The following is a 26500-nucleotide window of genomic DNA, read 5'->3' as shown; positions in this document are numbered from 1 at the left end:
CATGCCCCCCGTCTTCGCCCATGGCCGCCTGCGCCTCTACCTCCTCAAGCTGCTGGACGAGGCCCCGCGGCACGGCTACGAGATCATCCGCCTCCTGGAGGAACGCTTCCAGGGCCTCTACGCCCCCTCCGCCGGCACGGTCTACCCCCGGCTGGCCAAGATGGCGGCCGAGGGCCTGGTGACCCACACGACCGAGGGCGGCCGCAAGGTCTACTCGCTCACCGACGCCGGACGGGCCGAACTCGCCGACCGCGGCGGCGAGTTGGCCGACCTCGAACTGGAGATCCGGGAGTCGGTCGCCGCGCTCGCCTCCGACATCCGGGAGGACGTCAGCGGTTCGGCGCGGGATCTGCGCCGCGAGATCCGGGAAGCCGCCCAGCAGGCCCGCCGGGACGCCCGGGGCTCCGGAAAGGCATGGCGGACCGGCGAACGGACCGCGGACGCCGGGGACGACGCCGGCGGGCGGCCGTTCCCGGATGCCGCCGACTACTTCGACGGCGCGTTCGGCGACAAGGAGTCCTGGCAGCAGGCGAAGGAGGAGTTCCGCCGCGCCAAGGAGGAGTGGAAGGAGCAGGCCCGGCGGGCCAAGGAGGAGAGCCGGCGCGCCAAGCAGGACGCCCAGCGGGCCCGTAAGCAGGCCAAGGATGCCCAGGCGTTCGCACGCGAGGAGGTCCAGCGGGTCCTCAAGCGCGTCCAGGAGCAGGCCCAGGGCGCGGTGCGGTCGGGCGACTGGTCGGGCGCGGTGCGCGAGGCGCTGTCCGAGGTGACCCGCGAGGTCGGCCGCTTCACCGGCGGTCCGTCCGAGGCCCGGCGGAGCGACGGCGAGCCGGGCACGACCGGGGCGGCCGGCCGGGACAACGGGACCGAGGTGACGGTCGAGCGCGTCGATCAGGCCGGGGAAGCCCCCGGTCAGGACGCGGCGGCCGCGGCTCCGCCGGCCCCGGAGTGGGCGCGGGAAGCGCCCGGCGACGACCCCGCCCGGGACTTCGACCGGCTGCTGGACCGCTTCCGCGACGATCTGCGGGACGCGGCGCGCGATCACGGGGTCACCGCCGCACAACTCCGGGAGTCCCGCCGCCGGCTGTCGACGGCCGCCGCCCATATCGGCGCGCTGCTGCGCCACCCGGAGCAGTACGCGTCCGGCTCGGACCGGGAGGACTGAGCCGCCGGGGCGGGCCGTAAATAACGGGATCTTGCGCCACCGCGGCGGGGCGGGCGCCTCAGGGTGCCCGCCCCGCCGCGGCCGTCCGGTCAGCTCTGCGCCGTGGCCGTCCGCTCAGCCTCCCGCCACGGGCTCCGCGGGCTCCGGTGCCCCGACGCAGGTCCGCAGCGCGCCGATGAGCCGGTCGACCCGCGGGTCGCCACCGGCGCCCATCAGGTTGGCGGTATAGGCGAAGCCGACGCCGAACTCGTCGTCACCGAAGGCGAATTGACCACCCGCACCGCTGTTGCCGAAGGAGCGCGCACCGAGCAGCCGGCGGAACGGCGAGTCGACGAGGAAGCCGCTGCCCCAGCGGGCGCCGAGGTCCGGGAACCCCGACCAGGAAGCACCGCCCGACAGTTGCCGGACCGCGTCGGTCACGGTGTCGGCGCCGAGCAGCCGCGGCGCACCGTCCACACCGGTCGCGACCGCCGCGTACAGGGCCGCCAGCCCACCCGCGGACGAGACCGCGCCCGCGGCGGGGAATTCGGCGGTCAGCAGGGCGGGCGAGTTGTAGCCGTGCGGATCGTCGAGACCGGGGAAGGGCAGTACGCCGTTCATCGTCAGGGCCCGCATGGGCAGCAGGTCGGCGCTCGGCAGCGGGGAGCGCCCCTCGGCCTCGGCGAGCCGGGCCAGCCGCGGCACCTCCGCCTGCGGCATCCCGATCCAGGTCCGCAGCCCCAGCGCGTCGCCGATGGCCTCGCGGAAGTACCTGCCGGGCGTACGGCCGGTCAGCCGCCGGATCAGCTCGCCGACGATGAAGCCGAAGGCGTGCGCGTGGTACTCATACGCGGTGCCGGGCTCGTACAGCACCGGCTGCTCCTCCAGGGCCCGGATCACCGGTGTCCACCGGGTCAGCTCCTCGAAGGTCAACTGCCTCTCGGCGAGCGGGATTCCGGCGGTGTTGGCGAGCACCATCCGGGTGGTGATCGCCTCCTTGCCCCGCTGGGCGAACTCCGGCCAGTAGTCGGCCACCGGGGCGTCGAGGTCCAACGTCCCCTGCTGGGCGAGCAGATGGGCACAGACCGCGATCAGGCCCTTGGCCACGGACATGACGGGCAGGACGGTGTCCTCGTCCCATGCCCGCCCGGTCCGGTCATCGGCGGTCCCGCCCCACAGGTCGACGACCTTGCGCCCGTCGGCGAACACGGCCACGGCGGAGCCGAGTTCGCGGCCCTCGGCGTAATTCCGGGCGAAGGCGTCCGCGACGGCCCCGAAGCCCTCGTCGGCCCATCCGTGCTGTGGCATCTGCGGCTCGCTTCCTCGCGTCGTACGGCCCCGGCCCCCCCGTGGACCGCGGCCGGGACACCGTACGTGCGCGGCCGCCCGGGTTCGACCGAATTTCCGTTACGCGAGGGGAGGGTGGGTCCCCGGGCCCACGGCGGCCGGAACCGGATTCCCCCAACCGGGCTTCTGTTACCCACAGTTGCCATCTGCGGTCTGGATTCACGCGGCGTAATCGGGGAAGTCACTACTTCGCACGGCTTTTCGTCCGGCACCGGGTTCCAGGGAGCCCCAGCTGCCCGATTCCGCGGGGCCGACGGCCGTGTTCCGGACCATTGTCCACGTCTCCCGTCTGCGCACGCATCGTGAAGGCCATGAGGGAAAGCGATGTCGGAATACCTTGCGGTCGCCCGCCGGATGTGGCACCTGCTGGAGCCACTGCACGCCATCCTGTACTTCGCCCCCGAGGCACGCCAGGTCGCCGCCGGCCTCGGCCATGAGGTCGCCTCCCGCTGGCCCAGCTATTTCGCCTGGCGTACGGCCCCGCTGGGCGCCGCCGGGCCCGAGCTGGTCGCCGCGACGTACTACACCTTCAGCCCGCGGATGATCACCCGGTACCTCCCCCGGATCTGGACCGTCGCGGAACCGGCCAAGGTGCTGGACGCCCGGCTGGTGGCGATGGACCGGGCACTGACCGCCCTCGTCGACGGCCGGCTGACCACCGCCCAGCTCACCGAGGCGGCCGGACTCGCCCGCCAGGCCGCCGAGAACGCCGGTCCCGCCGCCCGCCCGCTGGCCGCCGCCAACCGCGATCTGCCCTGGCCGGACGCGCCCCATCTGGTGCTCTGGCAGGCCGCGACCGTGCTGCGCGAACACCGCGGCGACGGCCATCTGGCGGCCCTGCTGACCTGCGAACTCGATCCGTGCGAGGCCCTGGTGTCGTTCGCCGCGATAGGTGCCGCGCCGGCCGCCGATTTCGTGGGGCGCGGCTGGAGCGCACAGGAGTGGAGCGATGCCCGGCACCGCCTCGCCGCCCGTGGCTGGATCGCCCCGGACGGCACCGCGACCGACCGCGCCCACAAGGAGCGCGAGGCGATAGAGCGGACCACCGACCGGCTGGCGGCCGGACCGTGGCGGGCGCTGGGCCACTCCCGCGCCGAACGGCTGGCGCAGCTGCTCACGCCGCTCCTCTGCGCGGTCTTCGAGGCGGGCTATCTCCCCCGGCACAGCACCCTGGGCATCGGGAAGGTGAAGGTCGGCCACCCGTAGGGGCGGGCCCGCAGGGGTGTCGCAGCGGCCTGCCCGGCGGTGACGCGGCGGCCCCTTCACCGGCGGGACCGCCCGCCCGGCTCAACTCGCGCGCCGGCCCCGCGTCCCGTCCAGCCACCGCACCACCGCGTCGTGCGTCACCCCGTGGTCGGCGAGCACCGCTCCGGCCGGTCCGGGCCCGGCGGTCAGCGCGAGCAGCAGATGTTCATCGCCGAGGGACCGCTCACCCCGGCCGACCGCGATCCGCAGGGCGCGCTCCAGTACGGCCTTGGCCTCCGCAGTGAACGGCCGGCGCACCCGCTTCCGGCGTCCGGCGGTCCTGTCGGAGGCCAGCGCGCCGACCCCGTGGGCCTCCTCCACCCGCGCCACGATCGCGTCGATATCGATCCCCATCCCGGCCAGCGCCGCCGCGTCGGCCGTCGACACCCCGCCGCGCCGGCGCACCTGCGCGAGGGCGTCCGCCACCGATTCCCGCCGCTCGTGGACACCGAGGGCGGCGAGCACCCCGGCGGCCGGGGAATCCGTGCGCTCCAGCAGCGCGAGCAGCAGCTCCGGTTCGCCGATCGCCGCGCTCCCCGTACGGTCCGCCTGCTCCACCGCACCACGCACCACCGCACGCGCCCCGGCCGTGAACTTCTCGAACATCAGCGCCTCCCGTGCTTCTTGTGCACCGCTTGCCTGCTGACACCCAGCTCCGCCGCGATCTCCTGCCACGACCAGCCCTGCGCACGGGCACTGCGCACCTGCACTGCTTCGAGCTGCTCCAGCAGCCGACGGAGCGCGGCCACGGCCCGGAGCCCGACCCTGGGGTCCCGATCGCCGGCCCGCTCGGCGAGATCCGTTGCTTCGGTCATGGATGTCAATGTACGTTGACACGTCGAGGGTGCCAACCATCGTTGACAGGCTGGCCGCAACTCGACCCAGGCAAGCACACTTGAGAGATTTCCGAGGGGATCACCGCTCGGAGTCGGGGAGTTCAGCCCTCAAGGCCGGGAGGATCGGCCCTCCGGACGGGCAGGATCAGCCCTCGGGGCAGGCAGGGTCAGCGGCGGAAAGGGCGATCAGCGCCGCGGTGCCGTCCGTCCGCAGCTCGACGGGCGCCGCGTCCGGTCCCGCCAGCAGCGCCGCGTCGAACCGCGCCAGCCGCACCTCCGGTTCGCCGGCCGTCCGGACCCGGGTGTCCCCCTCGACGGCCACGATCAGCACGGCCTCCGGGCCCTCGGCGCCACCGTCGGCCGGCCGCCGGACCGGCTCCACCACCCGGCGCCCCCGCACCCTCTCCACCGTCGCGTCCGCCCGCCCCTCCCGCAGCATCACATTGAGGTTGACGACGGGGCCGCCCAGCAGCCGGGAGCCGGTCTCCGCCCCGCCGGGGAAGGCGAACGGACGGCAGCGGTCGGTCAGGAGCCGGGTGGTGCCGTCCACCGTCAGCTCCAGCCCGGCCCCGTCGGCGACGGTGAGGATCCGCCGGACGCCGGGCAGCGGCGAATACGGCCCGTCCCGGGTGACATCCGCCAGGCTGACCCGCCAGGCGAAGGTGTCCCAGCCGGCGCCCGGCGGGTGGACGGCGACCTCCCGGGTCACCCCGCCGCCGTTGCTCCACGGCATGGCGGGGCGCCCCGCCGCCCGCAGGATCCGCACGTTGCGCAGCCTTCCGGTGAAGTGGTGGCGGCCCGTCAGGCCGTCAGACGGTCAGCACGATCTTGCCGAACAGCTCGCCCTGCGCCATCTTGGTGAAGCCCTCGCGCGCCCGGTCCAGCGGCAGCGTCGAGTCGATGACCGGCCGGATGCCCTTGGCCGCACAGAAGCTGAGCAGCGACGCCAGCTCCTCCTTGCTGCCCATCGTGGAACCGACGACCTTCAGCTCCAGGAAGAAGATCCGGTTGAGCTCCCCGCTCTTCGGGGTGAAGCCGCTGGTGGCGCCGGAGATGACCAGGGTGCCGCCGGGGCGCAGCGACTTGATGGAGTGCGACCAGGTGGCGGCGCCGACCGTCTCGATCACCGCGTCCACCCGCTGCGGCAGCCGCTCACCGGTGGCGAACACCGCCTCGGCGCCCAGCTCCAGGGCGCGCTTGCGCTTGGCCTCGTCCCGGCTGGTGGCGAAGATCCGCAGGCCGGCCGCGGCGCCCAGCACGATGGCGGCGGTCGCGACACCGCCGCCGGCACCCTGCACCAGGACGCTGTCCCCGGGCCGTACGCCCCCGTTGGTGAACAGCATCCGGTACGCGGTCAGCCAGGCGGTCGGCAAACAGGCGGCCTCCGCGAAGGACAGCTCCTTCGGCTTGGGCAGCACGTTCCAGGAGGGAACGGTGACCTGCTCCGCGAACGTGCCCTGGTAGCGCTCGGTGAGGATGGAGGGCTTCTCCTTGGGGCCGACGCCGTGGCCGGTCTGCCCGATGACGGAGTGCAGGACGACCTCGTTGCCGTCCTCGTCGATACCGGCGGCGTCACAGCCGAGGATCATCGGCAGCGCCTCGTCCGTGATCCCCACCCCGCGCAGCGACCACAGGTCGTGGTGGTTGAGCGAGGCGGCCTTGACGTTGACGGTCGTCCAGCCGGGGCGTGCGTCGGGGGCCGGGCGCTCCCCCAATTCGAGGCCGTTCAGCGGCTGGTCACGGTCGATGCGGGCGGCATAGGCAGCAAACATGATCCCAACGTAGGCCGCGGCCGGGCGCTGCGGTACCGCGCAGGGGTGTGACACGCACCGCGTCGGCCCGGCCGCACACCGCCACCACGACACAGCCGGGCCCGCACCCCTGAGAGGTGCGGGCCCGGCCCGTCGTCGTGCGCCGCGCGCGGGGGCGCGGTCAGCGGCGTGCCACGCCCTCGGCGCGGGCGGCGGCCGCGACGGCGGCGGTGACGGCCGGGGCGACCCGCTCGTCGAACGGCGAGGGGATGACCCGGTCGGCGCTGAGCTCATCGGCGACCACGGCGGCCAGCGCCTCGGCGGCGGCGAGCTTCATGCCCTCGGTGATCCGCGAGGCCCGCACCTGCATGGCGCCGGCGAAGATGCCCGGGAAGGCCAGCACGTTGTTGATCTGGTTCGGGTAGTCGCTGCGCCCGGTGGCGACCACGGCCGCGTACTTGTGCGCGATGTCCGGGTGGATCTCCGGGGTCGGGTTGGCCATCGCGAAGATCAGCGAGTCCTTCGCCATCTTCGCCACCGCCTCCTCCGGAACCGTGCCGCCGGAGACGCCGATGAAGACATCGGCACCGTCCAGCGCGTCCTCCAGCGAACCGGTCAGCCGGCTCTTGTTCGTGAAGCCGGCCACCTCGCGCTTGACGTCCGTGAGGTCGGCGCGGTCGGTGGAGACGATGCCCTTGCGGTCGCACACCGCGACGTCTCCGATGCCCGCCTCGATGAGGATCTTGGCGATGGCGACACCGGCCGCACCGGCGCCCGAGATGACCGCCCGCAGCTGACCGAGCGAACGGTCCGTGAGCTTGGCGGCGTTGCGCAGCGCGGCCAGGGTGACCACCGCGGTGCCGTGCTGGTCGTCGTGGAAGACCGGGATGTCCAGCCGCTCCTGGAGCCGGCGCTCGATCTCGAAGCACCGCGGCGCCGAGATGTCCTCCAGGTTGACACCGCCGAAGGACGGCGCCATCCGGACGACGGTCTCGATGATCTCGTCGGTGTCGGTGGTGCCGAGCGCGATCGGCACCGCGTCGACGCCGCCGAACTGCTTGAAGAGGATGGCCTTGCCCTCCATCACGGGGAGGGAGGCCTCCGGGCCGATGTCGCCCAGGCCAAGCACCGCGGTGCCGTCCGTGACCACGGCGACGACCTGGGACTTCCAGGTGTAGTCGTGCACCAGCTCGGGCTGCTCGGCGATGGCGCTGCACACCTTGGCGACGCCCGGCGTGTAGGCGAGGGACAGGTCGTCCTTGTCCCGGACCGGCACGGTCGCCTGAATGGCCATCTTGCCGCCGCGATGCAGCGCGAACGCCGGATCGAAGGCGTCGTCGGACGCGCCGTCCGCGTCCGTACCGCTCTTGCTGTCGCTGCGAGGATTGACGATCTCCGCTGCCACTTGTCTTACCCCTTTTATTCGTAAATCTGCTGAGGGTGGCCACTCCCTGGTTGAGGGGTGGGCGGGCACCGCGTCCGCGCCCTGCTCGGCAGATACCTGCCGCACGGGGGGAGGTACGGACGCCGGGCGCGCCGCACACGCGCCCTGAGCCCCGGATGAGGGGTGTAACGCACCTTTCTACCTGACGGGCGCGGGCCCCGACGAGTCAGATTCATTACTCTCGGGTTCAGAGTTCCGACAATAACGGCGAAATACACAAAAAACTCAGAAGAGCCCGCTCTGTACCGTCCGGATTCCGAGATGCCCGGAGCACACCCGCCCGTACCGGGCGGTTCACCGGCGGGCAAGCTCCCGTGCGGCAACTGGCCGCCGCCCCGGCGTCCCCGTCCGTTATCCGATTTTGACCTGAACGACAGTCCGAATACCGGAGTCCGGATGGCAGGATTCCGTCACCAACCGAGGTCGCGACGCCCGAAGGTGTGCCCCGGCCCTTTTGTCACGTCGGCTTCTCCATCCGCAGGAGGCTCAGCATGACCGCAAGCACCACCCGTCGCACGGCCGCCGGCAGGTCTCGTACAGCCGTGGCCGCAGCGACCGCGGTCGCCGCCTCGCTGCTGTTGCTCAGCGCCTGCGGCGACCAGACGAATGAGGCCATCGCCAAGCGTGAGGCGAAGAAGAGCCGCAACGTCAATGCCCCGCTGTTCAAGACGCTGCCCAAGGACGTCCAGGAAAAGGGCTTCCTCCAGGTCGGCTCGGACATCACCTACAAGCCGGTGGAGTTCCGCTCCAACGGCAAGATCGAGGGCATCGACCCGGATCTCGCGGCGGCGATGAGCAAGGAGCTGGGCATCAAGCTCAACTTCAACAACGCCACCTTCGACACCCTCATGGGCGGTCTGAAGTCCAAGCGCTACGACATCGCGATGTCGGCGATGACGGACACCAAGGAGCGCCAGGAGGGCATCGACAGCAACACCGGCAAGAAGATCGGCAAGGGCGTCGACTTCATCGACTACCTCAACGTCGGTGTCTCGCTCTACACCCGCAAGGGCAAGACCAACGGCGTCGACGGCTGGGAAACGCTGTGCGGCAAGAAGATCGCGGTGCAGCGTGGCACGGTCTCGCACGACCTGGCCAAGGACAAGTCGAAGGCCTGTGAGTCCAACGATTCCGAGCCGATCTCGATCGAGGCGTTCGACAACGACTCCGAGGCCCAGACCCGGCTGCGTACCGGCGGTGTGGACGCCGTCTCCAGCGACTACCCGGTCGCGGCGTACGCGGTGAAGGTCTCCGGCCACGGCAAGGACTTCCAGATGGTCGGCGGCGCGCCGCTGAAGGCGGCCCCGTACGGCATCGCGGTCCCCAAGGGCCAGGAGAAGCTGCGTGACGCGCTGAAGGCCGCCGTGGAACGCGCGATCAAGAACGGCTCGTACGCCAAGGTCCTGGACAAGTGGGACGTCAAGGACGCCGCGGTCAAGAAGGTGCAGCTCAATGGCGGCTGAGCCGCCGAACGCCGTCCCGTCCGCTCCGCGCACCTCCCGCCGAATGCTGAAAGGCAACACCCGTGTCAGTTGACGTCGACAAGTCGGCCCAGCCGCCGGCAGATGCTCCGCCGCCCCAGTCCCTCAAAGCCATCCCCGTACGCCATTACGGACGCTGGGTGGCGGCGATCGTCGTCATCGGGCTGATCGCACTGCTCGGCAGGGCCTTCGCCACCGCGGACGTCAACTGGGACGCCATTCCCCAGTACATGTTCAACGCGGACATCCTCAAGGGCCTGCGGAACACCCTGCTGATCACCGTGCTATCGATGATCATCGGCATCGTGGGCGGCGTCATCCTGGCCGTGATGCGCCAGTCCAAGAACCCGGTCACCTCGACGGTCGCCTGGTTCTACGTCTGGTTCTTCCGGGGCACGCCGGTCTATGTCCAGCTGTTCCTCTGGTTCAACCTGGGCCTCGTCTTCCAGTACATCGACATCATGCCGATCTACAAGGACGAGTGGTCGGACTTCATGACCCCGTTCCTGTGCGCGCTGCTGGGCCTGGGCCTCAACGAGGCGGCGTACATGGCGGAGATCTGCCGGGCCGGCCTCAACGCCGTCGACGAGGGCCAGACCGAGGCGGCGCACGCGCTGGGCATGAGCCACGCCAAGACGCTGCGCCGGATCATCGTGCCGCAGGCGATGCGGGTGATCGTGCCGCCGACCGGCAACGAGGTCATCAACATGCTGAAGACCTCCTCACTGGTCATCGCCGTCCAGTACTACGATTTGCTCCAGGCTGCCCAGAACGTCGGGCGGGACTCCGGCGTCGTGGTCGAGATGCTGATCCTCGCCGCCGCCTGGTACCTCATCGCCACCACGGTGCTCAGCATCGGCCAGTACTACCTGGAGCGCTACTACGCCCGTGGCTCCAGCCGCCAGCTTCCGCTCACTCCGCTCCAGCGCGCCAAGGCAAAGCTGTCCGGCGGCTTCAACCGCCCCGGAGGTATGGGATGACCACCAAGATCACGACGAGCAAGGCCGCCGGCACCAGCGGGGGCCCGATGGTCAAGGCGGAGGGCGTCCACAAGTCCTTCGGCGCGGCCCACATCCTCAAGGGCATCGACCTGGAGGTCGCGCCCCGGGAGGTCTTCTGCCTGATCGGCCCGTCCGGCTCCGGCAAGTCGACGTTCCTGCGCTGCATCAACCACCTGGAGAAGGTGAACGCCGGGCGGCTGTCCGTCGACGGCGAGCTGGTCGGCTACCGCGAGCACAACGGCAAGCTCTACGAGCTGCGCGACAAGGAGGTCGCCGCCCGCCGCCGGGACATCGGCATGGTCTTCCAGCGCTTCAACCTCTTCCCGCACATGACCGCGGTGGAGAACATCATGGAGGCGCCGATCCAGGTCAAGGGCGAGTCCAAGGCCGCCGCCCGGGAGCGCGCGACCAAGCTCCTGGACCGGGTCGGCCTCGCCGACAAGGCCGGGAACTACCCCTCGCAGCTCTCCGGCGGCCAGCAGCAGCGCGTCGCCATCGCCCGTGCGCTGGCGATGGAGCCGAAGCTGATGCTCTTCGACGAGCCGACCTCGGCCCTCGACCCGGAGCTGGTCGGTGACGTCCTGGACGTCATGAAGGATCTGGCCGCGGACGGTATGACGATGATCGTCGTGACCCATGAGATGGGCTTCGCCCGGGAGGTCGGCGACTCGCTGGTCTTCATGGACGACGGTGTGGTGGTCGAATCCGGCCACCCGCGCGAGGTCCTCGGCAACCCGCAGCACGAGCGGACGAAGTCCTTCCTGTCGAAGGTGCTGTAGGGCGGCCGCTTCCGCGGACGCGATGCCGTCATTGCCGTAAGGGGTGGTCCGGCGTGTGCGACAGGCACCGCCGGACGCCCCGGCACCGGAGCGCGCCGTCGCGGTGGAAATCCTCCACCGCGACGGCGCGCTCCGTTGTTGCCGGGCCGGTCTACTTCAGGCCCAGCACCAGGCCGTCGGTGGGCGAGGCCCACACCGGCCGGGCCTCCGCGAAGCCCGCGTCGCGCAGCACCGCGGCGTGCCACGCGGCCGACGGGGTGTCGCCGTCCGCATGCTCGCCGTAGATCTCGAAGCGCTCGGCGGTCGGCGCGGCCAGCCGTGGATCGGCGGCCGCCAGCTGCCACCACTCGGCCCAGTCCACGGCGCCGGCCGCCTTCGCCGCGTCCCTCCGCGCATGCCGAAAGGCCCGCTCGGCGGCGTTGATCCGCGGGGTGCCCTCCTCGGGCATGTGGTCGGCGTTCATGAAGACTCCGCCGTCCCGCACCAGCGTGCCGAGCTGCCCGTAGAGCGCGCGCAGATCCTCGGTGTACAGCCAGTGCAGCGCGGTGGCGGTGAGCACCGCGTCGTACGTGTCGTGCGGCAGCTTCTCGGTCCACCGGGGGTCCTTGAGATCGGCCCGTACGAAGCGGACCCGGGGCTCGCCTTCGAAGTACCCTTCCGCGATGGCCAGCAGCGCGGGATCCAGATCGACGCCCACACTCTCGGCCTCGGGGAAACGCTTCAGCAGCCGGTCGGAGATACTGCCCGTGCCGCATGCCAGATCCAGTACCCGGGGCGCGGGACCCACCAGGGCCTCGACCATGTCCAGCATCACCCGGAACCGCTCCTCGCGGTCGGGGAGGTACCACTCCTGCTGGCGGTCCCAACTGTTCTGCCACGCTTGCCAATCGGCGCCGACGACGGTCTCGGTCATCGCTTCCCCTCCAGGCCGTAATACCCTCGTAGTGAGGACACCCCTTACTACGAGCATGCACCCGTACCCTAGCCTCCGCCCGTAAGGACTACAAGTGGAACTGGCCTATTACTCGGACTATGCCGTGCGACTGGTCAACACCGAACAGCCCGAGCGCGGCACCGACACCCTCACCTCGGTCGAGGTCGTCCGGGAACTCTTCGGCCCGGCCCAGCAGGCCGCCCGGCGCGCGACCGACAGCGACGTCACCAGGCTGCGCACGGTCCGCGCCCGGCTGCGCGCCGTCTTCGAGGCCGCCGACGCCGGTGACGAGGTGCTGGCCGTGGACCTGCTCAACGCCCTGATGATGGAGTTCCCCGTCAGCCCGCAGATCTCCGGCCACGAGTTCCGAGACGACAACGGCCGCCCCGACTGGCACATGCACATCGCCGACCACGCCGCCAACGCGACCGCCGGCTTCACCGCGACCGCCTGCATGGGGCTGGCCTTCCACCTCACCGAGCTCGGCGTGGACCGACTGGGCATCTGTGAGGCACGGCCCTGCCGCAACGTCTACCTGGACACCTCGACCAACCGCTCCCGGCGCTACTGCTCCGACCGCTGCGCCACCCGCGCCAATGTCGCCGCCTACCGTGCCCGCAAGCGCCTGGAGAGCGAGCGCGCGGCCCGTACCGGCCGAACCGCCGAGACGACCCAGGAGAGCACCCCGGCCACCGACCGCTGAATCCCCCGCGGCGGCCGCACCCGGATCCAGGCGCGGGCGATGACCAGTTCGTCCGGGACCACCCCGAATTCCCGGCTGTCATTCTCGACGAACGGATTGTCCCCCTGGACCCACCAGCCGCCGTCGCGCCACTGCACGGCCCGCTTGACGATCAGCAGATCCTGCCGGAACGGATGCCGCAGCACGACCACGTCACCGGGCCGCACCGCCGCCCCGTACTGCACCACCAGCTGGTCCCCGGGCTGGAGCGTGGGCACCATCGACGGGTTGTACACCTCGGCCAGCCCGAACGCGCGAAGGAGGCCGCCCCGCTCCTGCCCCGCGTCCGCGTCCCGCTCCGGCTCACGCTCGTGTACCCGCTCCGGCATCCCGTACCTCCCGGTCCGACCCTCCCCCGGACTCCGTCGTCCGGGGGCACCCCCATCTCGCTTCGCTCACCGGCCCATCCTCCAACAGTCCCGGCGTGACACCGGACTTTTGCCCTAAGACCCCCGGCCCGCCCGAGAAAAGCCTTCCCGCACCGAGTAATCTCGCACCTGAGAAGACGATCACGAGGAAGGACTGCACATGCTTTCCCGCCTGTTCGCCCCCAAGGTCAAGGTCAGCGCGCACTGCGACCTGCCCTGCGGTGTGTACGACCCCGCCCAGGCCCGCATCGAGGCCGAGTCGGTCAAGGCCGTCCAGGAGAAGTACCAGGCCAACGAGGACGCGGACTTCCGCACCCGCGCCGTCCTGATCAAGGAGCAGCGCGCCGAGCTGGCCAAGCACCACGTCTCGGTGCTGTGGAGCGACTACTTCAAGCCCCCGCACTTCGAGAAGTACCCGGAGCTGCACCAGCTGGTCAACGACACCCTGAAGGCGCTCAGCGCCGCCAAGGGTTCCAACGACCCGGCCACCGGCCAGAAGGCCCTGGACTACATCGCCCAGATCGACAAGATCTTCTGGGAGACCAAGAAGGCCTGACCCCGGCCCGGGCGGCCCCGCGGCTTCGCGGGTGGCCCAGCCGACCTGTCCGCACCCGGTCCGCATACCGCCGAACACGGCGGCCATGGCGGAGCGGGTGCGGTCTTCTTTTGCGGTCAGCCACGCACCGGGACCTCGCCGTACGCGGCGAAGCCGGGGGTCCACCACGTCCGTGCGTCCGAGGTGACCGCGAAGGCCTCGATCCCGTCCCGCGCGCGCAGCCATCCGCGCGCGGCGTCGCCCATGGCGAAGGCGGCCGTGGCGAGCGTGTCCACCTCGGTGAGATGGCGGCCGACCAGCGTGACCGACGCCAGGTCCGTGGCCGGCCGGCCGGTGTGCGGGTCGAGGATGTGCGGACCGCGCTCGGCGGTGCCGGACGTGGCGACGGCCAGGTCGCGGCCGGTGACCACCGTGATGAGGTCACCGGGGCACAGCGGGTGGGCGACGCCGACCCGCCAGGGCGTGCCGGGCGCGGCCTCGCCCCGGGTCTGGATGTCGCCGCCGCCGCTGACGCTGTGGTGGCGGGCGCCCGCGTCGTACAGCAGCTGCGAGGCGCGCTCGACCGCCCAGCCCTTGACCACGGCCGACGGGTCGAGACGGCCGCCGGCGGTGACGGAGAACCAGCCGTCGGCGGCGCGTGCGGCGGACCGGCACAGCTCCAGGACCTCCGCCACCTCGGGGTCACACTGACGCTCCGTCAGCTCGCCGCGGCCCAGGCGGCTGATCTGGCTGCCGGGGCGGTAGGTCGAGAAGACCTCGTCCACCCGGTGCAGCCAGGCCACCGCGTCGGCCAGGGCCGCGGTGACCCCGGGCGTCGGGGCGCCGCGGAGGTCGAAGGAGAAGACGGTGCCCATGGCGTGCTCGGTATGCCGCACCGCGCGGGGCTCAGCCACCGGCCCGGTCCAGTGCGCTCTGGAGCGAGGAGCGATAGCCCTCGCTGGTGTACGTCGCACCGGACACGGCGTCGATCTTCGCGTTCTGGGCGGCCAGCGCCCGCTTCGTGAGCCGGGCCAGGGCATCAGCGCTGGGGCCCTCGCGGTGTTCGCCCTTGAGCACGGCGATCGCGGTGAGCCTGCCCCTGGCCAGGGTGACCCGCACCTGCACCGGGCGCGTGCGGTGTCGATGGTGTCCCCGGTGAAGGTGCCCGACGTCCCCTCGCGTCCGGGGGCGGACGGGACGGCGCTCGGGGACCCGCTGGGGGCGGGCTCAACGGGCGGGGCGGCGGCGGCCGTCGGGCTCTGGTGCGGCTTCAGGGCCAGCAGCAGGAACAGACCGGCGACGGTGGCGGTGGTGGCGGCTCCGGCTCGGTGCACGGTGCGGTCCTCCTCAGAACGCGAACGACTCGTGGTGGATACGGCGGCGCGGCACCCCGGCGCCGCGCAGGGCGCGCCGGGCGGCCTCGGTCATCCCCGGCGGCCCGCACACATAGACGTCACCGCGTTCCGGGTATGGCTCCCCCGGGCCGGGGAACCGTAGGGCGTGCTCCGGGGCCCTACTTCCGGCCCGGACGGTGGTGCAGCCCGCCGGCCGCCATTCCCCGGACCCGCAGTTCCTCCGCCGGTGCGGTGGGTCCGCCCGCGGTCCCGGCCGCTGCCCGTCCGTAGCGGTTCGCCAGGGGCGCGGACGTGAGGCCGTGGGCGAGGACGCTGAGGAGGACGGTGCAGGCGATCACCGGGAGGACCGGCCGGGCCCCTTCGGGGGTGAGCTCCTCGACCGCGAGCAGGCCGAAGATGATCGAGGCCAGTCCGCGGGGGCCGAACCAGCCGATGAACCCCACCGTCCGGGCGTCCAGCCCGCTGCCGGCCAGACACAGGGCCACCGGCACCATACGGATCACCGTCAGGCTCAGGACGGCGTAGACGACAGCCTGCCAGGTCAGGTGGGCGAACACGTCGGGAAGCAGCACGGCGCCGAAGACCAGCCAGACCAGGACGGAGAGCAGCGCCCCGGACTGCTCGACGTACAGCAGCACCCGCGGGGGCGCCCCGTGCGTCGTGCCGAACGCCAGGCCGGCGACGAAGGCGGCGACAAAGCCGTTGCCGTCGATCGCGAGGGCGGAGGTGTAGCCGAGGAGGGAGAGGGCCAGGACGCCGGCGCCGGCGAAGTCCTCGGCGGCCCAGCCGTTGCGGAGGGTGGTGCGCAGCAGCCATCCGGCGGCCAGCCCGAGCACCGCGCCGTACGCCGTGCCGACGGCGAGCTGCACCAGGGCATGGCCGGTGGCGTCGGGCCCGGCGGTGTGTTCGGCCGCGGACACCCCGGCCAGCGCGAGCACCACCAGCGGTGTCACGATGCCGTCGTTGAGGCCGCTCTCCACGTTGATGACCCGGCGGATCTTCGCGGGCACCACGGGGTTGACCATCATCGTGGCGCCGAGCGCGGCGTCCGTCGGGGCGAGCGCGGCGCCGACGTAGAGGGCGGACCAGCCCGAGACACCGGGCAGCAGGGCGGCCGCCAGCAGCGCGCCGAGGCCCACACACAGCGGGAGCCCGATCCCCAACAGCCGTACGTACAGCCCGAGTTCCGGACGCAGAGCGCGGAAGGAGAGCCGTGCGGCATCGGTGAACAGGACCCAGACCAGGGTGATCTCCGCGAGCGCCTTGACCGTCTCGTGCGGGAGGGCGAGGTCGAGGACCCCGGTGCCCTCGCCCAGCAGCAGGCCCAGCAGGACGAAGGCGGCCGGCGCGGTGAGTTCGAAGCGCTCCATCCGCCGCGAGCACAGGCACCACAGGAACAGCAGGAGCAGAACCAGGGAAAGGGTGCCGTCCACAGAATCTCCAGGCTTGGCCGCGCCGGCGCTCGGACCTCCCACTCTCGGCCATCCCCGCGCCGCCCGGCCGCTCCCCGAAGGCCGGGCCCGCGCCTTTCACACGGTTGGCGGCAGGCGCCGGCGCCCCGGGGCCGCCCGGGAAGAAATGGCTCCCCTAGGACCCCACCGGCAGCGGCCCGTCGTGCCGTACCAGCCATGCCCGGTAGGCGTCGCTCGCCCAGGCGATCTCCATGTACGAGGCGGTCAGGTCGGCGAACAGGTCGTCCGCCGAGGCCGCGGGGGTGTCGTCCTGGCGGCAGGCCATGAACAGGCGGACGGCCAGCGGATCGCCGTACAGGGGGCGGATCGCCATGCCGTGGCGGGAGCGGGCGGTCGGCTGGCAGGGGGTGACCACCTCGCCGGCCGTCACGAGATCCACCGTGGTGAGGTAGTCGCCGTGCACGACCCGGGGGTTGATCCCGGCCGCGGCCCAGATGCGGCGCAGTCCGGCCCATTCGCCGTCCACGGTCGGGTCGACCATCCACTGGTCATCGGCGAGATCGGCCACCCGGATCACCTCCTGGGCGGCCGCCGGGTGGGTGTCCGCCAGGGCGATGAACTGCGGTTCCCTGGCGATGAGTTCATGTTCGGCCAGACCGTCGGGGACCCGCAGGGGCGCGCCCTCGACCTCGTGGACGAAGGCGGCGTCGAGCTGTCCCGTCGCGACCATGTGCAGCAGGGCGTTGGCGGACACATCGGTTCTTATCGTGGTGTCCGTCTGCGGCAGCCGTATCCGCAGCCGGCGCAGCCAGCCCGCGACGGCGGGGCTGTTGGTGCTGCCGATGTGCAGCCGGGTGCCCTGTTCACGCTGCGAGGCCGACGCGACCTCGTCAATAAGTGCCCGCATTTCGGCCACTATCGGCCGGGCCCGGCACAGCACCGAATGCCCCAGCGGCGTGGGCCGGCTGCCGCTCGGCTCACGGAAGAAGAGCTGGCCACCGAGGGCTTTTTCGATGCGGTGGAGCTGGGTGGTCAGGGAAGGCTGGGTCATGCCGAGCTGCCGGGCAGCCTTGCGTACGCTGCCGGTGTCGGCGATGGCGCACAATGCGCGAAGATGCCTTACCTCAAGCTCCACGTCCGGAGCATAACGACGTCGGCATACGTCACACCAGACTCTCAAACCTGTCTGAACTCCGTTTTTTTCGCAGGGTATTGGCTGGTGCTATCGCCACCTAACATCTCCGTCTTCCGGGCGAATGCCGTCCAGACTCAACGGCACCAAGAAATCCGCAGGGCCCCGGTCGCCGCCCCACACGGCGACCGTACGGCCCTCGGAAATTAAGGAGCCCCCACATGAGATCTCCCAAGACGGCGCTGTCGGCGGCGCTCGGTCTGGGCCTCGTCGCCGCGCTCGCAGCCGCGGCGCCGGTTTCGGCAGCTTCCCCCTCCCCCACCAACTCCCCCCACAGCACCCCCGCTTCGATCGCGGCGTACAACGGCTCGGCCGCCGAGAAGGCGGACACCAAGGCGTTCTTCGAGGCCGTGATCAAGTCGGCCAAGGCGAAGATGAAGGCGCACCCGAACGCGGCCTCGGTCACCGTCACCTATGACGCCGGCAAGGCCCCGAAGTTCGCGGACCAGATAGCGCAGAGCACCTCCATCTGGAACGGCGCCGTGCAGAACGTGAAGCTCCAGGAAGGCAGCGGCGGCGACTTCGAATACCGCGAGGGCAACGACCCGCGCGGCTCGTACGCCAGCACCGACGGGCACGGGAAGGGCTTCGTCTTCCTGGACTACCAGCAGAACCAGGAGTACAACTCCACCCGCGTGACCGCGCACGAGACCGGCCATGTGCTGGGCCTGCCGGACCACTACGAGGGCCCGTGCAGCGAGCTGATGTCCGGCGGCGGCCCCGGCACGTCGTGCCAGAACGCCAACCCGGACGCGAACGAGCGCGCCAAGGTGGACCAGCTCTGGGCCAACGGCCTGGCGGGGGTCCGCTTCGGCAAGGTCTCCTGACCTCCCCGACCGACCGCTGACGTAACGAAGTCCGGCGGCGGCCCGCGGACCCGGCCGAGCTGACGGTGGCCGGATCCGCGAACGGCTTGGGGGCTGTCGAGTGCCGGAACCTGGCGGCCGGCCCTCGTACCCCACCAGCCCTCGCATCGTGCGCCGCCCCCGCGGTGGGGCTCCCCCCGGAGCCCCACCGCTTTCGTCTGCCGCGCGGCCGCCGGGTCAGCCCCACAGCGCCCGGGCGGCGGCCACCCCGGCGAACGCGGCCGCGAGCCCGGCCGCCACACTCGCCGCGCAATTGGCGGCGGCATAGCCCCGCGCCCCGTCGGCCGCCAGCCGGAGCGTCTCGTACGAGAAGGTCGAGTAGGTCGTCAGCCCGCCGCAGAGGCCGGTGCCGAGCAGCAGTTGGGCGTGCGAGGAGGCGGCACCGGCGGCGACCGCGCCGGTCAGCAGCCCGAGGACCAGCGAGCCGGCGACATTGACGGTGAACGTCCCCCAGGGGAAGACCGTGTCGTGCCGGGACTGCACATAGCGGTCGGTGAGGTAGCGCAGCGGCGCCCCGACCGCCGCACCGGCCACCACCAGCAGCCAGTTCACCCGCGACCGCCCTCCGCCGGGGCCGGGTCGCCCGTGCGCGGGTAGCTGATCCGCTCGCACGGGTCGAGGGTGACCAGGCCGCCGCCCGCGAGGAGTTCGTCCAGCTGCGGGAGGAAGGCGCGGATCCGTTCCTCGGTGTCGACGGCCACGACCGCGACCGGCAGCTCCTCGCTCAGCGACAACAGCCGCTGGGTGTGGATGAGGGAGGTGGCGCCGAAGCCCTCGATGCCGCGGAAGACACTGGCCCCGGCCAGTCCGGCTTCGCGGGCGCGGTGCACGATCTCCGCGTACAGCGGCTTGTGGTGCCAGCCGTCCTGTTCGCCGACGAGGACCGTGAGCCGCAGCGCCGGGGTGCCGCCGGGGTGTGCCGTGCCGTGTGTCATACCGTCCGCCGCCTCAGTTCGAGAAGTGCACGGGTGCCGGTCACCGCGCCCCATACGGCCGCGAGCGCGGCGAGCAGGGTGCCCGCGAGACAGGCCATGGCCTGGGCGGGGTGCCGGTTTTCGATCAGCCGCTGGATGTCCACGGCGTAGGTGGAGAAGGTGGTGAAGCCGCCGAGGATGCCGGTGCCGAGGAAGGGACGCAGCAGCCGGTGGGCCGGCCGGACCTCGGTGACCAGCACCATCAGCACGCCCATCAGCGCGCAGCCGACGGCATTGACGGCCAGGATCGTCCAGGGGAAGGAGCCGTCGCCGGTGGGCCAGAGGAGGGTGGCGCCATAGCGGGCCGCGGCGCCGATGCCGCCGCCCACGGCCACCACACCGATCACCGGCCACTGCCCCTGCCAGGGGGCCGCCCGGCGGCGTCGCTCGTCCATGTGTCTCCCGGGATCATCGGCGATCTCAGGCTACCGCCGCTCCGCTGCCGGTACGACGCGGCGAAGCCGAAGCGGAGGCACCCGCCGGAGGAGCTAGAGGGCGTCTCCCCCTAGAGCCAGCCGTTCCGCTTGAAGCCGCGGTGGATCACCCAGCAGATGGCCACGGTCACGCTCATCACCAGCGGATAACCGAAGGTCCAGTGCTTTTCCGGCATATGGTCGAAATTCATGCCGTACACACCGCAGACCATGGTCGGTACGGCCAGGATCGCGACCCAGGCACTGATCCGGCGCATGTCCTCGTTCTGGGCGACGGTGACCTGGGCGAGATGGGCCTGAAGTATGGAGTTGAGCAGTTCGTCGAAGGACGTGATCTGCTCGGTGACCCGGTCGAGATGGTCGGCGACATCCCGGAAGTACGTCTTGATCCGCGGGTCGACCTCGGACATCGACTGGGTCGCCAGCTCCTGCATCGGCCGGTCCAAGGGGGCCACCGCGCGCTTGAGTTCCAGCAGCTCGCGCTTGAGCTGGTAGATCCGGCCTGCCCCGCCGCTGCCGCGGACGGAGAAGACCTCACTCTCGACGTCGTCGATGTCGTCCTGGACGGCGGAGGTGACATCGAGGTAGTCGTCCACGACGAGGTCGGCGACGGCATGCAGCACGGCGGACGGGCCGAGCGCCAACTGCTCGGGCACACACTCCAGTTGCTCCCGCAGCGGACCCAGCGAACCGTGCCCGCCGTGTCGCACCGTGATCACGAAGTCGGTGCCGGTGAAGACCATGATCTCGCCGGTCTCCACGACCTCACTGGTGTCGGTGAGCCGGTCGTGCTCGACATAGCGGACGGTCTTGAAGACGGTGAACAGTGAGTCGTCGTAGTGCTCCAGCTTGGGCCGCTGATGGGCGTGCACCGCGTCCTCGACGGCGAGCGGATGGAGCCCGAACAGCTCGACGATTCCGGCGAATTCCTTCTCGGACGGCTCATGCAGCCCGATCCAGACAAATCCCCGGCCGGTCTTCCGGACCCGGTGGATCGCCACATCGGCCGGGTGGTCGCCCTCCTGCCGCACGCCGTCCACGTACACCGCGCAGTTCACCACGGCGGTGCCGAGCGGCGACCGCGCAGGGTGGCTGAGGTCGACTCCCCGGCGGCGCGGCTGCGGCAGCCGGACGGCCTTGCGGAGGTTGCTGATCATCGACACCCGGCCAGTATGGCCCGCCGGAGGCCGCGAACGGTACGGCAAAGGGGCCGTTTTTACGCAGCGGGGCGGAGCGGCGACCCTGGGTCGTGCGGCGTGCTACCGGGTCCCCGGCGCCGCGCGCCCCAGGGGTGCGGCCCCACGCTCACCGTGCCGCTCGTCAACTCCGCGGTGCCGTGGCAGATTTCGCCGACGCGCCCGCACCTGGGCGCCCGCTGACCCCGCTGCCGGGCGGTCAGCGGGGTCAGCGGCTCGACCGTGAGCTGAATCATCCGGCGGCCGGAGCGGTGCTGGTGCCGGATGCCGGCGACTGCCGTTCCGGCGCGGGGCCGCCGGCCCGGTGCGGGGCCGTTCCGTCAGGAGACCAGGGCGACCCGCTGCTCCTCGGCCTCCGCGCGCTCCCGGTCCGTCCGCTCCGATGCGTCCTGGGCGGGCGCCGCGGGCGCCCGGCGCGGCAGCAGGAACAGCAGACCGAAGATGAGGACCAGACCGCCGGAGATCCACCACAGGGCGTGGGTCGTCGCGTCGACGAAAGAGGGGGCGAGGGCCGCTGCCGCCGCGCCGTGCGTCTCCCCCGTACCGCCGACGACGCCGAAGAAGGCCACCGACGACAGGCCGAGACCGAGCGCCATGCCCAGCTGGCCGGTGGTGTTGAAGATGCCGGAGGCCGATCCGGAGTGCTCGGCCGGGACCTCGGAGATCGCCGCGTCGGTGATCGGGGCGACGATCAGACCCATCCCGGCCCCCATCAACAGCATCGCCGGTGCCATCTGCCAGGACTCCAGGGCGGTGCCGTAGTGCCCGGCCTCCCAGAGGTAGAGCAGCGCACCGCCGAGCATGGTCAGCGCGCCGGCCTGGAGCACCGCGCGGCCGAACCGCGGCACCAGCTTCTGTACGGACAGCCCGGCCGCCGCGGAGCAGGCGAGCGAGAACGGCACCCCGGTCAGCCCGGCGTGCAGCGGGCCCCAGCCCAGCCCCAGTTGCATATGGAGCGTCCAGACCAGGAAGAACAGACCGCTGACGACGCCGAAGGTCAGCTGGACGCCGGCACCCGCCGCGAAGGTCCGTACCCGGAAGAGCGAGAGCTCGACGAGCGGTGAGCCGTCCCTGCGGGCCCTGATCCGCTCGTAGCGGACGAAGACCGCCAGAACGAGCGGGCTCGCGGCCATCGACACGAAGCCCCACCACGGCCAGCCGGACTCGCGTCCCTGGGTGAGCGGGTAGAGCAGCATCAGCAGGCCCACGGTGGCCAGCGCGGTGCCGATGAGGTCGACGCGCAGGGCGCGCGGGGCCCGGGACTCGGTCAGGAAGCGGCGGCCGAGCAGTATGCCGGCGATCCCGACCGGCAGATTGATCAGGAAGATCGGGCGCCACTCCAGTCCGAGCAGATCGCCCTCGGTGAGCAGGGCACCGATCAGCGGGCCGCAGACCGCGCCGAGTCCGACCACCGCGCCGAACATCCCGAAGACCTTGCCGCGTTCGCCCGCCGGGAAGCTGACGTGGATGATCGCCAGCACCTGCGGCACCATCAGCGCGGCCATCGCCCCCTGGAGCACCCGTGCGCCGACCAGCATGCCGGGACCCGCCGCGACGCCGCACAGCGCGGAGGCGAGGGTGAAGCCGCCCATGCCGAGCAGGAACAGCTTCTTGCGGCCGTAGATGTCGCCGAGCCGGCCGCCGGTGATCAGGCCGAGGGCGAAGGCGAGGGCGTACCCGGCGGTGACCCACTGGACGGCACTGAAGCCCGCGCCGGTGTCCCGCTGGATGCTCGGGATGGCGATATTGACGATGGTCGCGTCGACCAGGTCCATGAAGCTCGCGGTCAGCAGGACGGCGAGCGCGATCCAGCGTTTGCGGGCGGCCGGCGCGGGGGCCGGGACGGCCGCCTCGGGGGCCGCGGGCACGGTCGTGGTCATGGGCGTTCTCCAGGGGAACCGGTGCGGAAGGGAGGGAAGGCCGACGCCGGTGCCGCCGGGCGGTGGCCGGCCGGGGCGTCGAGGTCTTCGACACTAGGCCCGATATAGGACCGTCCCGGTCCTACTGGGAGGCCCATCATCGGTCCCATGAGTGAGACATCGGCGCGACTGCTGAATCTGCTGTCCCTGTTGCAGACCCCGCGCGAATGGCCCGGCAGTGAGCTGGCCGGGCGGCTGGGGGTCACCACCCGGACGATCCGCCGCGATATCGACCGGCTGCGCGAGCTGGGCTATCCCGTGCACGCCACGATGGGCGCGGAGGGCGGCTACCGGCTGGCCGCGGGCGCCGCGATGCCGCCGCTGCTGCTGGACGACGACGAGGCGGTGGCCATCGCGGTCGGTCTGCGCTCGGCCGCCGGGCACGCCATCGAGGGCATCGAGGAGGCGTCCGTACGGGCGCTCGCCAAACTGGAGCAGGTGCTGCCGGCCCGGCTGCGGCGGCGGGTGGGCACGCTCGGCACGGCCACCGTCGCGCTGCCGTCCGGCGACCACCCGACCGTCGACCCGGAGCATCTGACGGTGCTCGCCGCGGCGATCACCAACCATGAGCGGCTGCGCTTCCGCTACCGGGCCGGGGGCGGCACCCGCAGCAAGCGCCTGGTGGAGCCGCACCGCCTGGTCGCGGCGGGGCGCCGCTGGTACCTCGTGGCATACGACAACGACCGCGAGGACTGGCGGATCTTCCGGGTGGACCGGCTGAGCGAGCCGTTCCCGACCGGCGTCCGCACCCCGCCGCGCACCCTGCCGGCCGCCGACGCGGGCGCCTACGTGCGGGAGCGGATGCAGGGGGCGGCCGCGACCTACCGGGCGGTGGCGACCGTGTACGCACCGGCCGCGGAGGTGGCCGCCCGGCTGGGCGGCCCGGCGGCGGGCACGCTCGAACCGGTCGATGAGGCGTCCTGCCGCTGGCACAGCAACCCCGAGGCGCTGGAGTGGCTGGCGGTCCGGCTGGCCCTGCTGGGGCACGAGTTCACCGTGCACGAACCGCCGGAGCTGGTCGCGTATCTGCGGGCGATGGGCGGCCGGGCACAGCGGGCGGCGGGCGAGGACGGGGGCACGGCGCCGTGACGTCGTGACGCCGCGGCTCCCGGGAATACCCTAGGGGGGTATATGGTTGACCTCGGAGACAGGCACTCGCAGCAGACCGAGGAGCAGGTATGGCCACCGCGATCGGAGCGCACGGCGTCGAGTTGGAGATCGGCGGGATGACCTGCGCCTCGTGCGCCGCCCGCATCGAGAAGAAGCTCAACCGCATGGAAGGGGTCACCGCCACCGTCAACTACGCCACCGAGAAGGCGCAGGTGACGGTCGCGGAGGGCAGCGCCGTCGCGGCCGCCGACCTGATCGCCACCGTGGAGCGGACCGGCTACACCGCGACGGTCCCGGAGCCGCCGGCCGCCGAGCCCTCCGGCGGCGACGCCGGGGACACGGCGGAGGACCGGGACGGCGCAGCGCTCGCCGCGCTGCGTCAGCGGCTGCTGGTCTCCCTCGTCCTGACCGTCCCGGTGGTGCTGATGGCGATGGTGCCGCCCCTCCAGTTCACCAACTGGCAGTGGCTCTCGCTGACCCTGGCCGCCCCGGTGGTCGCCTACGGTGCCTGGCCGTTCCACCGGGCCGCCTGGACGAACCTGCGACACGGCGCCGCCACGATGGACACCCTCATCTCGATGGGCACCCTCGCGGCCCTGGGCTGGTCGCTGTGGGCGCTGTTCTTCGGCACGGCGGGCATGCCGGGCATGACGCACCCCTTCGAGCTGACCCTCGCCCGTACCGACGGCAGCGGCGCGATCTACCTGGAGGCCGCGGCCGGCGTCACCACCTTCATCCTGGCCGGGCGCTCCTTCGAGGCGCGCGCGAAGCGGAAGGCGGGCGCGGCGCTGCGGGCGCTGCTGGAACTGGGCGCCAAGGACGTCGCCGTGCTGCGCGACGGCCGTGAAGTCCGCGTCCCGGTCAGTGCGTTGCACGTCGGGGACCGCTTCGTCGTACGGCCCGGCGAGAAGATCGCCACCGACGGAACGGTGGTGGAGGGCGCCTCCGCCGTCGATGCCTCGATGCTCACCGGCGAGTCCGTCCCCGTCGAGGTCTCCCCCGGCGACACCGTCACCGGCGCCACCGTCAACGCGGGCGGCCGGCTGGTCGTCGAGGCCACCCGGGTCGGCGCCGACACCCAGCTCGCCCGTATGGCGCGGCTGGTCGAGGACGCCCAGAACGGGAAGGCCGCGGCGCAGCGGCTGGCCGACCGGATCTCCGCGGTCTTCGTCCCGCTCGTGATCGCGCTCTCCCTGGGCACCCTCGGCTACTGGCTCGCCACCGGCCACGGCGCGGTGGCCGCCTTCACCGCGGCCGTCGCCGTCCTGATCATCGCCTGCCCGTGCGCCCTGGGGCTGGCCACCCCGACCGCGCTGATGGTCGGCACCGGACGCGGCGCCCAGCTCGGCATCCTGCTCAAGGGCCCGGAAGTGCTGGAGTCGACCCGCCGGGTGGACACCGTCGTCCTGGACAAGACCGGCACGGTCACCACCGGAGTGATGACGCTGACCGGGGTCCATCTCGCCAAGGGAGAGACGGAGCCGGAGGTGCTGCGGCTGGCCGGAGCACTGGAACACGCCTCCGAGCACCCCATCGCCCGCGCCGTCGCCACCGGGGCCGAGGCCCGGGGCGCCACCCTGCCCGCCCCGGAGGACTTCGTGAACGTCCCGGGTCTGGGCGTCCAGGGAGTGGTCGACGGCCATGCCGTCCTGGTGGGCCGCGAGCAGCTGCTGAACCGGTGGAGCCAGTTCCTCCCGCCGGAGCTGGCGGCCGCCAAGGCCGCGGCCGAGGCCGAGGGCCGGACCGCGGTCACCGTCGGCTGGGACGGCGCGGCGCGCGCGGTGCTGGTCGTGTCCGACGCGGTCAAGCCCACCAGCGCCGAGGCGGTGCGCCGGCTGCGCGCCCTGGGGCTGACCCCGGTCCTGCTGACCGGCGACCACGAGGCCGTGGCGAGGGCGGTGGCCGCCGAGGTCGGGATCGACGAGGTGATCGCCGAGGTGCTCCCCGAGGACAAGGTCGCGGTCGTCGCCCGGCTCCAGTCCGAGGGCCGCTCGGTCGCCATGGTCGGTGACGGCGTCAACGACGCGGCCGCGCTCGCCCGCGCCGACCTGGGGCTGGCGATGGGGACCGGCACGGATGCCGCGATCGAGGCGGGTGACCTCACCCTCGTACGGGGCGATCTGCGCGCCGCCGCGGACGCCATCCGGCTGGCCCGGGCGACGCTCGGCACCATCCGGACCAATCTGTTCTGGGCCTTCGGCTACAACGTCGCGGCGCTGCCGCTGGCCGCGGCCGGCCTGCTCAACCCGATGATCGCCGGTGCCGCCATGGCCTTCTCCTCGGTCTTCGTCGTCGGCAACAGCCTCCGGCTGCGGCGCTTCCGGGCACTGTCGTGACGGGGAGGGGACGGGGCCCGGCGGTGCCGTGAGGCGGGGGGCCGGGCGGTGCCGTGACGGGGGGGCCGGGCGGTGCCGTAATGGAGCGTGGCCGGGCCGGGC

The 26500-nt window shown here is 72.1% G+C and carries 27 protein-coding genes; 10 read left to right on the top strand and 17 right to left on the bottom strand.

Annotated features, from left to right (window positions below):
- The first annotated feature begins 1 nt into the window (after position 1).
- Positions 2 to 1162: a PadR family transcriptional regulator gene (locus tag TU31_RS03420; protein ID WP_042148617.1), complete on the top strand. Its 1161-nt coding sequence runs from the start codon at positions 2 to 4 to the stop codon at positions 1160 to 1162.
- A 114-nt stretch (positions 1163 to 1276) separates the two neighbouring features.
- Here TU31_RS03420 and TU31_RS03415 read toward each other — a convergent pair whose 3' ends face one another.
- On the bottom strand, positions 1277 to 2449 hold the full coding sequence (locus TU31_RS03415; protein WP_042148614.1) for a serine hydrolase domain-containing protein: 1173 nt from the start codon (positions 2447 to 2449) through the stop codon (positions 1277 to 1279).
- A gap of 363 nt (positions 2450 to 2812) precedes the next feature.
- Between TU31_RS03415 and TU31_RS03410 the strand changes: the two genes are divergently transcribed.
- Complete coding sequence (locus TU31_RS03410; RefSeq protein WP_042148611.1) at positions 2813 to 3694, top strand: SCO6745 family protein; 882 nt, start codon at positions 2813 to 2815, stop codon at positions 3692 to 3694.
- Positions 3695 to 3775: 81 nt separating this feature from the next.
- On the opposite strand, the gene TU31_RS03405 is transcribed toward TU31_RS03410, so the two are convergent.
- From TU31_RS03405 to TU31_RS03385, 5 genes are all read right to left on the bottom strand, one after another.
- On the bottom strand, positions 3776 to 4339 hold the full coding sequence (locus tag TU31_RS03405; RefSeq protein WP_042148608.1) for a Clp protease N-terminal domain-containing protein: 564 nt from the start codon (positions 4337 to 4339) through the stop codon (positions 3776 to 3778).
- Positions 4339 to 4548, bottom strand: coding sequence for a helix-turn-helix domain-containing protein (locus tag TU31_RS03400; protein ID WP_018087470.1), 210 nt, complete (start codon positions 4546 to 4548; stop codon positions 4339 to 4341). The genes TU31_RS03405 and TU31_RS03400 overlap by 1 nt, the downstream gene beginning before the upstream one ends.
- 166 nt (positions 4549 to 4714) lie before the next feature.
- Positions 4715 to 5335, bottom strand: a complete 621-nt coding sequence (locus TU31_RS03395) for a HutD/Ves family protein (RefSeq protein WP_245698386.1) — start codon at positions 5333 to 5335, stop codon at positions 4715 to 4717.
- Positions 5336 to 5378: 43 nt separating this feature from the next.
- Positions 5379 to 6341 carry a zinc-binding dehydrogenase gene (locus TU31_RS03390; RefSeq protein WP_042148603.1) on the bottom strand — a complete coding sequence of 321 codons (963 nt, stop codon included), beginning with the start codon at positions 6339 to 6341 and terminating at the stop codon, positions 5379 to 5381.
- A gap of 160 nt (positions 6342 to 6501) precedes the next feature.
- Positions 6502 to 7725: an NAD(P)-dependent malic enzyme gene (locus TU31_RS03385; RefSeq protein WP_042148600.1), complete on the bottom strand. Its 1224-nt coding sequence runs from the start codon at positions 7723 to 7725 to the stop codon at positions 6502 to 6504.
- A gap of 530 nt (positions 7726 to 8255) precedes the next feature.
- Between TU31_RS03385 and TU31_RS03380 the strand changes: the two genes are divergently transcribed.
- From TU31_RS03380 to TU31_RS03370, 3 genes are all read left to right on the top strand, one after another.
- Positions 8256 to 9227, top strand: a complete 972-nt coding sequence (locus TU31_RS03380) for an ABC transporter substrate-binding protein (protein ID WP_042148598.1) — start codon at positions 8256 to 8258, stop codon at positions 9225 to 9227.
- Between the two features lie 62 nt (positions 9228 to 9289).
- Positions 9290 to 10225, top strand: a complete 936-nt coding sequence (locus TU31_RS03375; RefSeq protein WP_042148595.1) for an amino acid ABC transporter permease — start codon at positions 9290 to 9292, stop codon at positions 10223 to 10225.
- A 47-nt stretch (positions 10226 to 10272) separates the two neighbouring features.
- The gene (locus tag TU31_RS03370; protein WP_042149899.1) at positions 10273 to 11025 is read left to right on the top strand and encodes an amino acid ABC transporter ATP-binding protein; all 753 of its coding nucleotides are present in this window, start codon (positions 10273 to 10275) and stop codon (positions 11023 to 11025) included.
- Between the two features lie 151 nt (positions 11026 to 11176).
- Here TU31_RS03370 and TU31_RS03365 read toward each other — a convergent pair whose 3' ends face one another.
- The gene (locus TU31_RS03365) at positions 11177 to 11938 is read right to left on the bottom strand and encodes a class I SAM-dependent methyltransferase (protein WP_042148592.1); all 762 of its coding nucleotides are present in this window, start codon (positions 11936 to 11938) and stop codon (positions 11177 to 11179) included.
- Positions 11939 to 12032: 94 nt separating this feature from the next.
- Between TU31_RS03365 and TU31_RS03360 the strand changes: the two genes are divergently transcribed.
- Positions 12033 to 12662 carry a CGNR zinc finger domain-containing protein gene (locus TU31_RS03360; RefSeq protein ID WP_042148588.1) on the top strand — a complete coding sequence of 210 codons (630 nt, stop codon included), beginning with the start codon at positions 12033 to 12035 and terminating at the stop codon, positions 12660 to 12662.
- Here the strand turns inward: TU31_RS03360 and sodX are convergent.
- Positions 12566 to 13030 (bottom strand): nickel-type superoxide dismutase maturation protease, encoded by a 465-nt coding sequence (sodX, locus tag TU31_RS03355; RefSeq protein WP_042148585.1) that lies wholly within the window; start codon positions 13028 to 13030, stop codon positions 12566 to 12568. The two genes, TU31_RS03360 and sodX, sit on opposite strands and share 97 nt — an antisense overlap.
- Before the next feature lie 199 nt (positions 13031 to 13229).
- On the opposite strand from sodX, the gene sodN reads away from it, so the two are divergent.
- Positions 13230 to 13625 (top strand): superoxide dismutase, Ni, encoded by a 396-nt coding sequence (gene sodN, locus TU31_RS03350; RefSeq protein WP_030085982.1) that lies wholly within the window; start codon positions 13230 to 13232, stop codon positions 13623 to 13625.
- Between the two features lie 116 nt (positions 13626 to 13741).
- On the opposite strand, the gene TU31_RS03345 is transcribed toward sodN, so the two are convergent.
- From TU31_RS03345 to TU31_RS03330, 4 genes are all read right to left on the bottom strand, one after another.
- Entirely contained in the window at positions 13742 to 14479 is a 738-nt protein-coding gene (locus TU31_RS03345; protein ID WP_181018544.1) for an FAD:protein FMN transferase, read from the bottom strand.
- 31 nt (positions 14480 to 14510) lie between these two features.
- Positions 14511 to 14729, bottom strand: coding sequence for an FMN-binding protein (locus TU31_RS37820; RefSeq protein ID WP_107070604.1), 219 nt, complete (start codon positions 14727 to 14729; stop codon positions 14511 to 14513).
- Positions 14730 to 15117: 388 nt separating this feature from the next.
- On the bottom strand, positions 15118 to 16392 hold the full coding sequence (locus tag TU31_RS03335; RefSeq protein ID WP_042148579.1) for a cation:proton antiporter: 1275 nt from the start codon (positions 16390 to 16392) through the stop codon (positions 15118 to 15120).
- Positions 16393 to 16546: 154 nt separating this feature from the next.
- Positions 16547 to 17506 (bottom strand): LysR family transcriptional regulator, encoded by a 960-nt coding sequence (locus TU31_RS03330; protein ID WP_042148577.1) that lies wholly within the window; start codon positions 17504 to 17506, stop codon positions 16547 to 16549.
- 218 nt (positions 17507 to 17724) lie between these two features.
- Between TU31_RS03330 and snpA the strand changes: the two genes are divergently transcribed.
- Positions 17725 to 18390, top strand: coding sequence for a snapalysin (gene snpA / locus TU31_RS03325; RefSeq protein WP_042148576.1), 666 nt, complete (start codon positions 17725 to 17727; stop codon positions 18388 to 18390).
- 216 nt (positions 18391 to 18606) lie between these two features.
- Here snpA and crcB read toward each other — a convergent pair whose 3' ends face one another.
- The 5 genes from crcB to TU31_RS03300 all read right to left on the bottom strand — a co-directional run bounded on the left by crcB (position 18607) and on the right by TU31_RS03300 (position 22913).
- A complete protein-coding gene (gene crcB / locus TU31_RS03320) occupies positions 18607 to 18981 on the bottom strand; it encodes a fluoride efflux transporter CrcB (RefSeq protein WP_042148575.1) in 375 nt (124 codons plus the stop codon).
- Positions 18978 to 19364 (bottom strand): DUF190 domain-containing protein, encoded by a 387-nt coding sequence (locus TU31_RS03315; protein WP_042148573.1) that lies wholly within the window; start codon positions 19362 to 19364, stop codon positions 18978 to 18980. The genes crcB and TU31_RS03315 overlap by 4 nt, the downstream gene beginning before the upstream one ends.
- Positions 19361 to 19798, bottom strand: coding sequence for a fluoride efflux transporter FluC (locus tag TU31_RS03310; protein WP_042148570.1), 438 nt, complete (start codon positions 19796 to 19798; stop codon positions 19361 to 19363). The genes TU31_RS03315 and TU31_RS03310 overlap by 4 nt, the downstream gene beginning before the upstream one ends.
- 110 nt (positions 19799 to 19908) lie before the next feature.
- On the bottom strand, positions 19909 to 20994 hold the full coding sequence (locus tag TU31_RS03305) for a magnesium and cobalt transport protein CorA (protein WP_042148566.1): 1086 nt from the start codon (positions 20992 to 20994) through the stop codon (positions 19909 to 19911).
- Positions 20995 to 21353: 359 nt separating this feature from the next.
- The gene (locus tag TU31_RS03300; RefSeq protein ID WP_042148562.1) at positions 21354 to 22913 is read right to left on the bottom strand and encodes an MFS transporter; all 1560 of its coding nucleotides are present in this window, start codon (positions 22911 to 22913) and stop codon (positions 21354 to 21356) included.
- A gap of 147 nt (positions 22914 to 23060) precedes the next feature.
- On the opposite strand from TU31_RS03300, the gene TU31_RS03295 reads away from it, so the two are divergent.
- Together TU31_RS03295 and TU31_RS03290 are read left to right on the top strand one after the other, a co-directional pair.
- Positions 23061 to 24041 (top strand): helix-turn-helix transcriptional regulator, encoded by a 981-nt coding sequence (locus TU31_RS03295; protein WP_042148559.1) that lies wholly within the window; start codon positions 23061 to 23063, stop codon positions 24039 to 24041.
- 89 nt (positions 24042 to 24130) lie between these two features.
- Positions 24131 to 26398 carry a heavy metal translocating P-type ATPase gene (locus TU31_RS03290; RefSeq protein ID WP_042148557.1) on the top strand — a complete coding sequence of 756 codons (2268 nt, stop codon included), beginning with the start codon at positions 24131 to 24133 and terminating at the stop codon, positions 26396 to 26398.
- Positions 26399 to 26500: the final 102 nt, after the last annotated feature.

The organism is Streptomyces lydicamycinicus, assembly GCF_000829715.2.
Lineage (GTDB): Bacteria > Actinomycetota > Actinomycetes > Streptomycetales > Streptomycetaceae > Streptomyces > Streptomyces lydicamycinicus.
The sequence above is the reverse complement of the archived record's forward strand: the minus strand, read 5'-3'. Positions and strand labels throughout refer to the sequence as shown.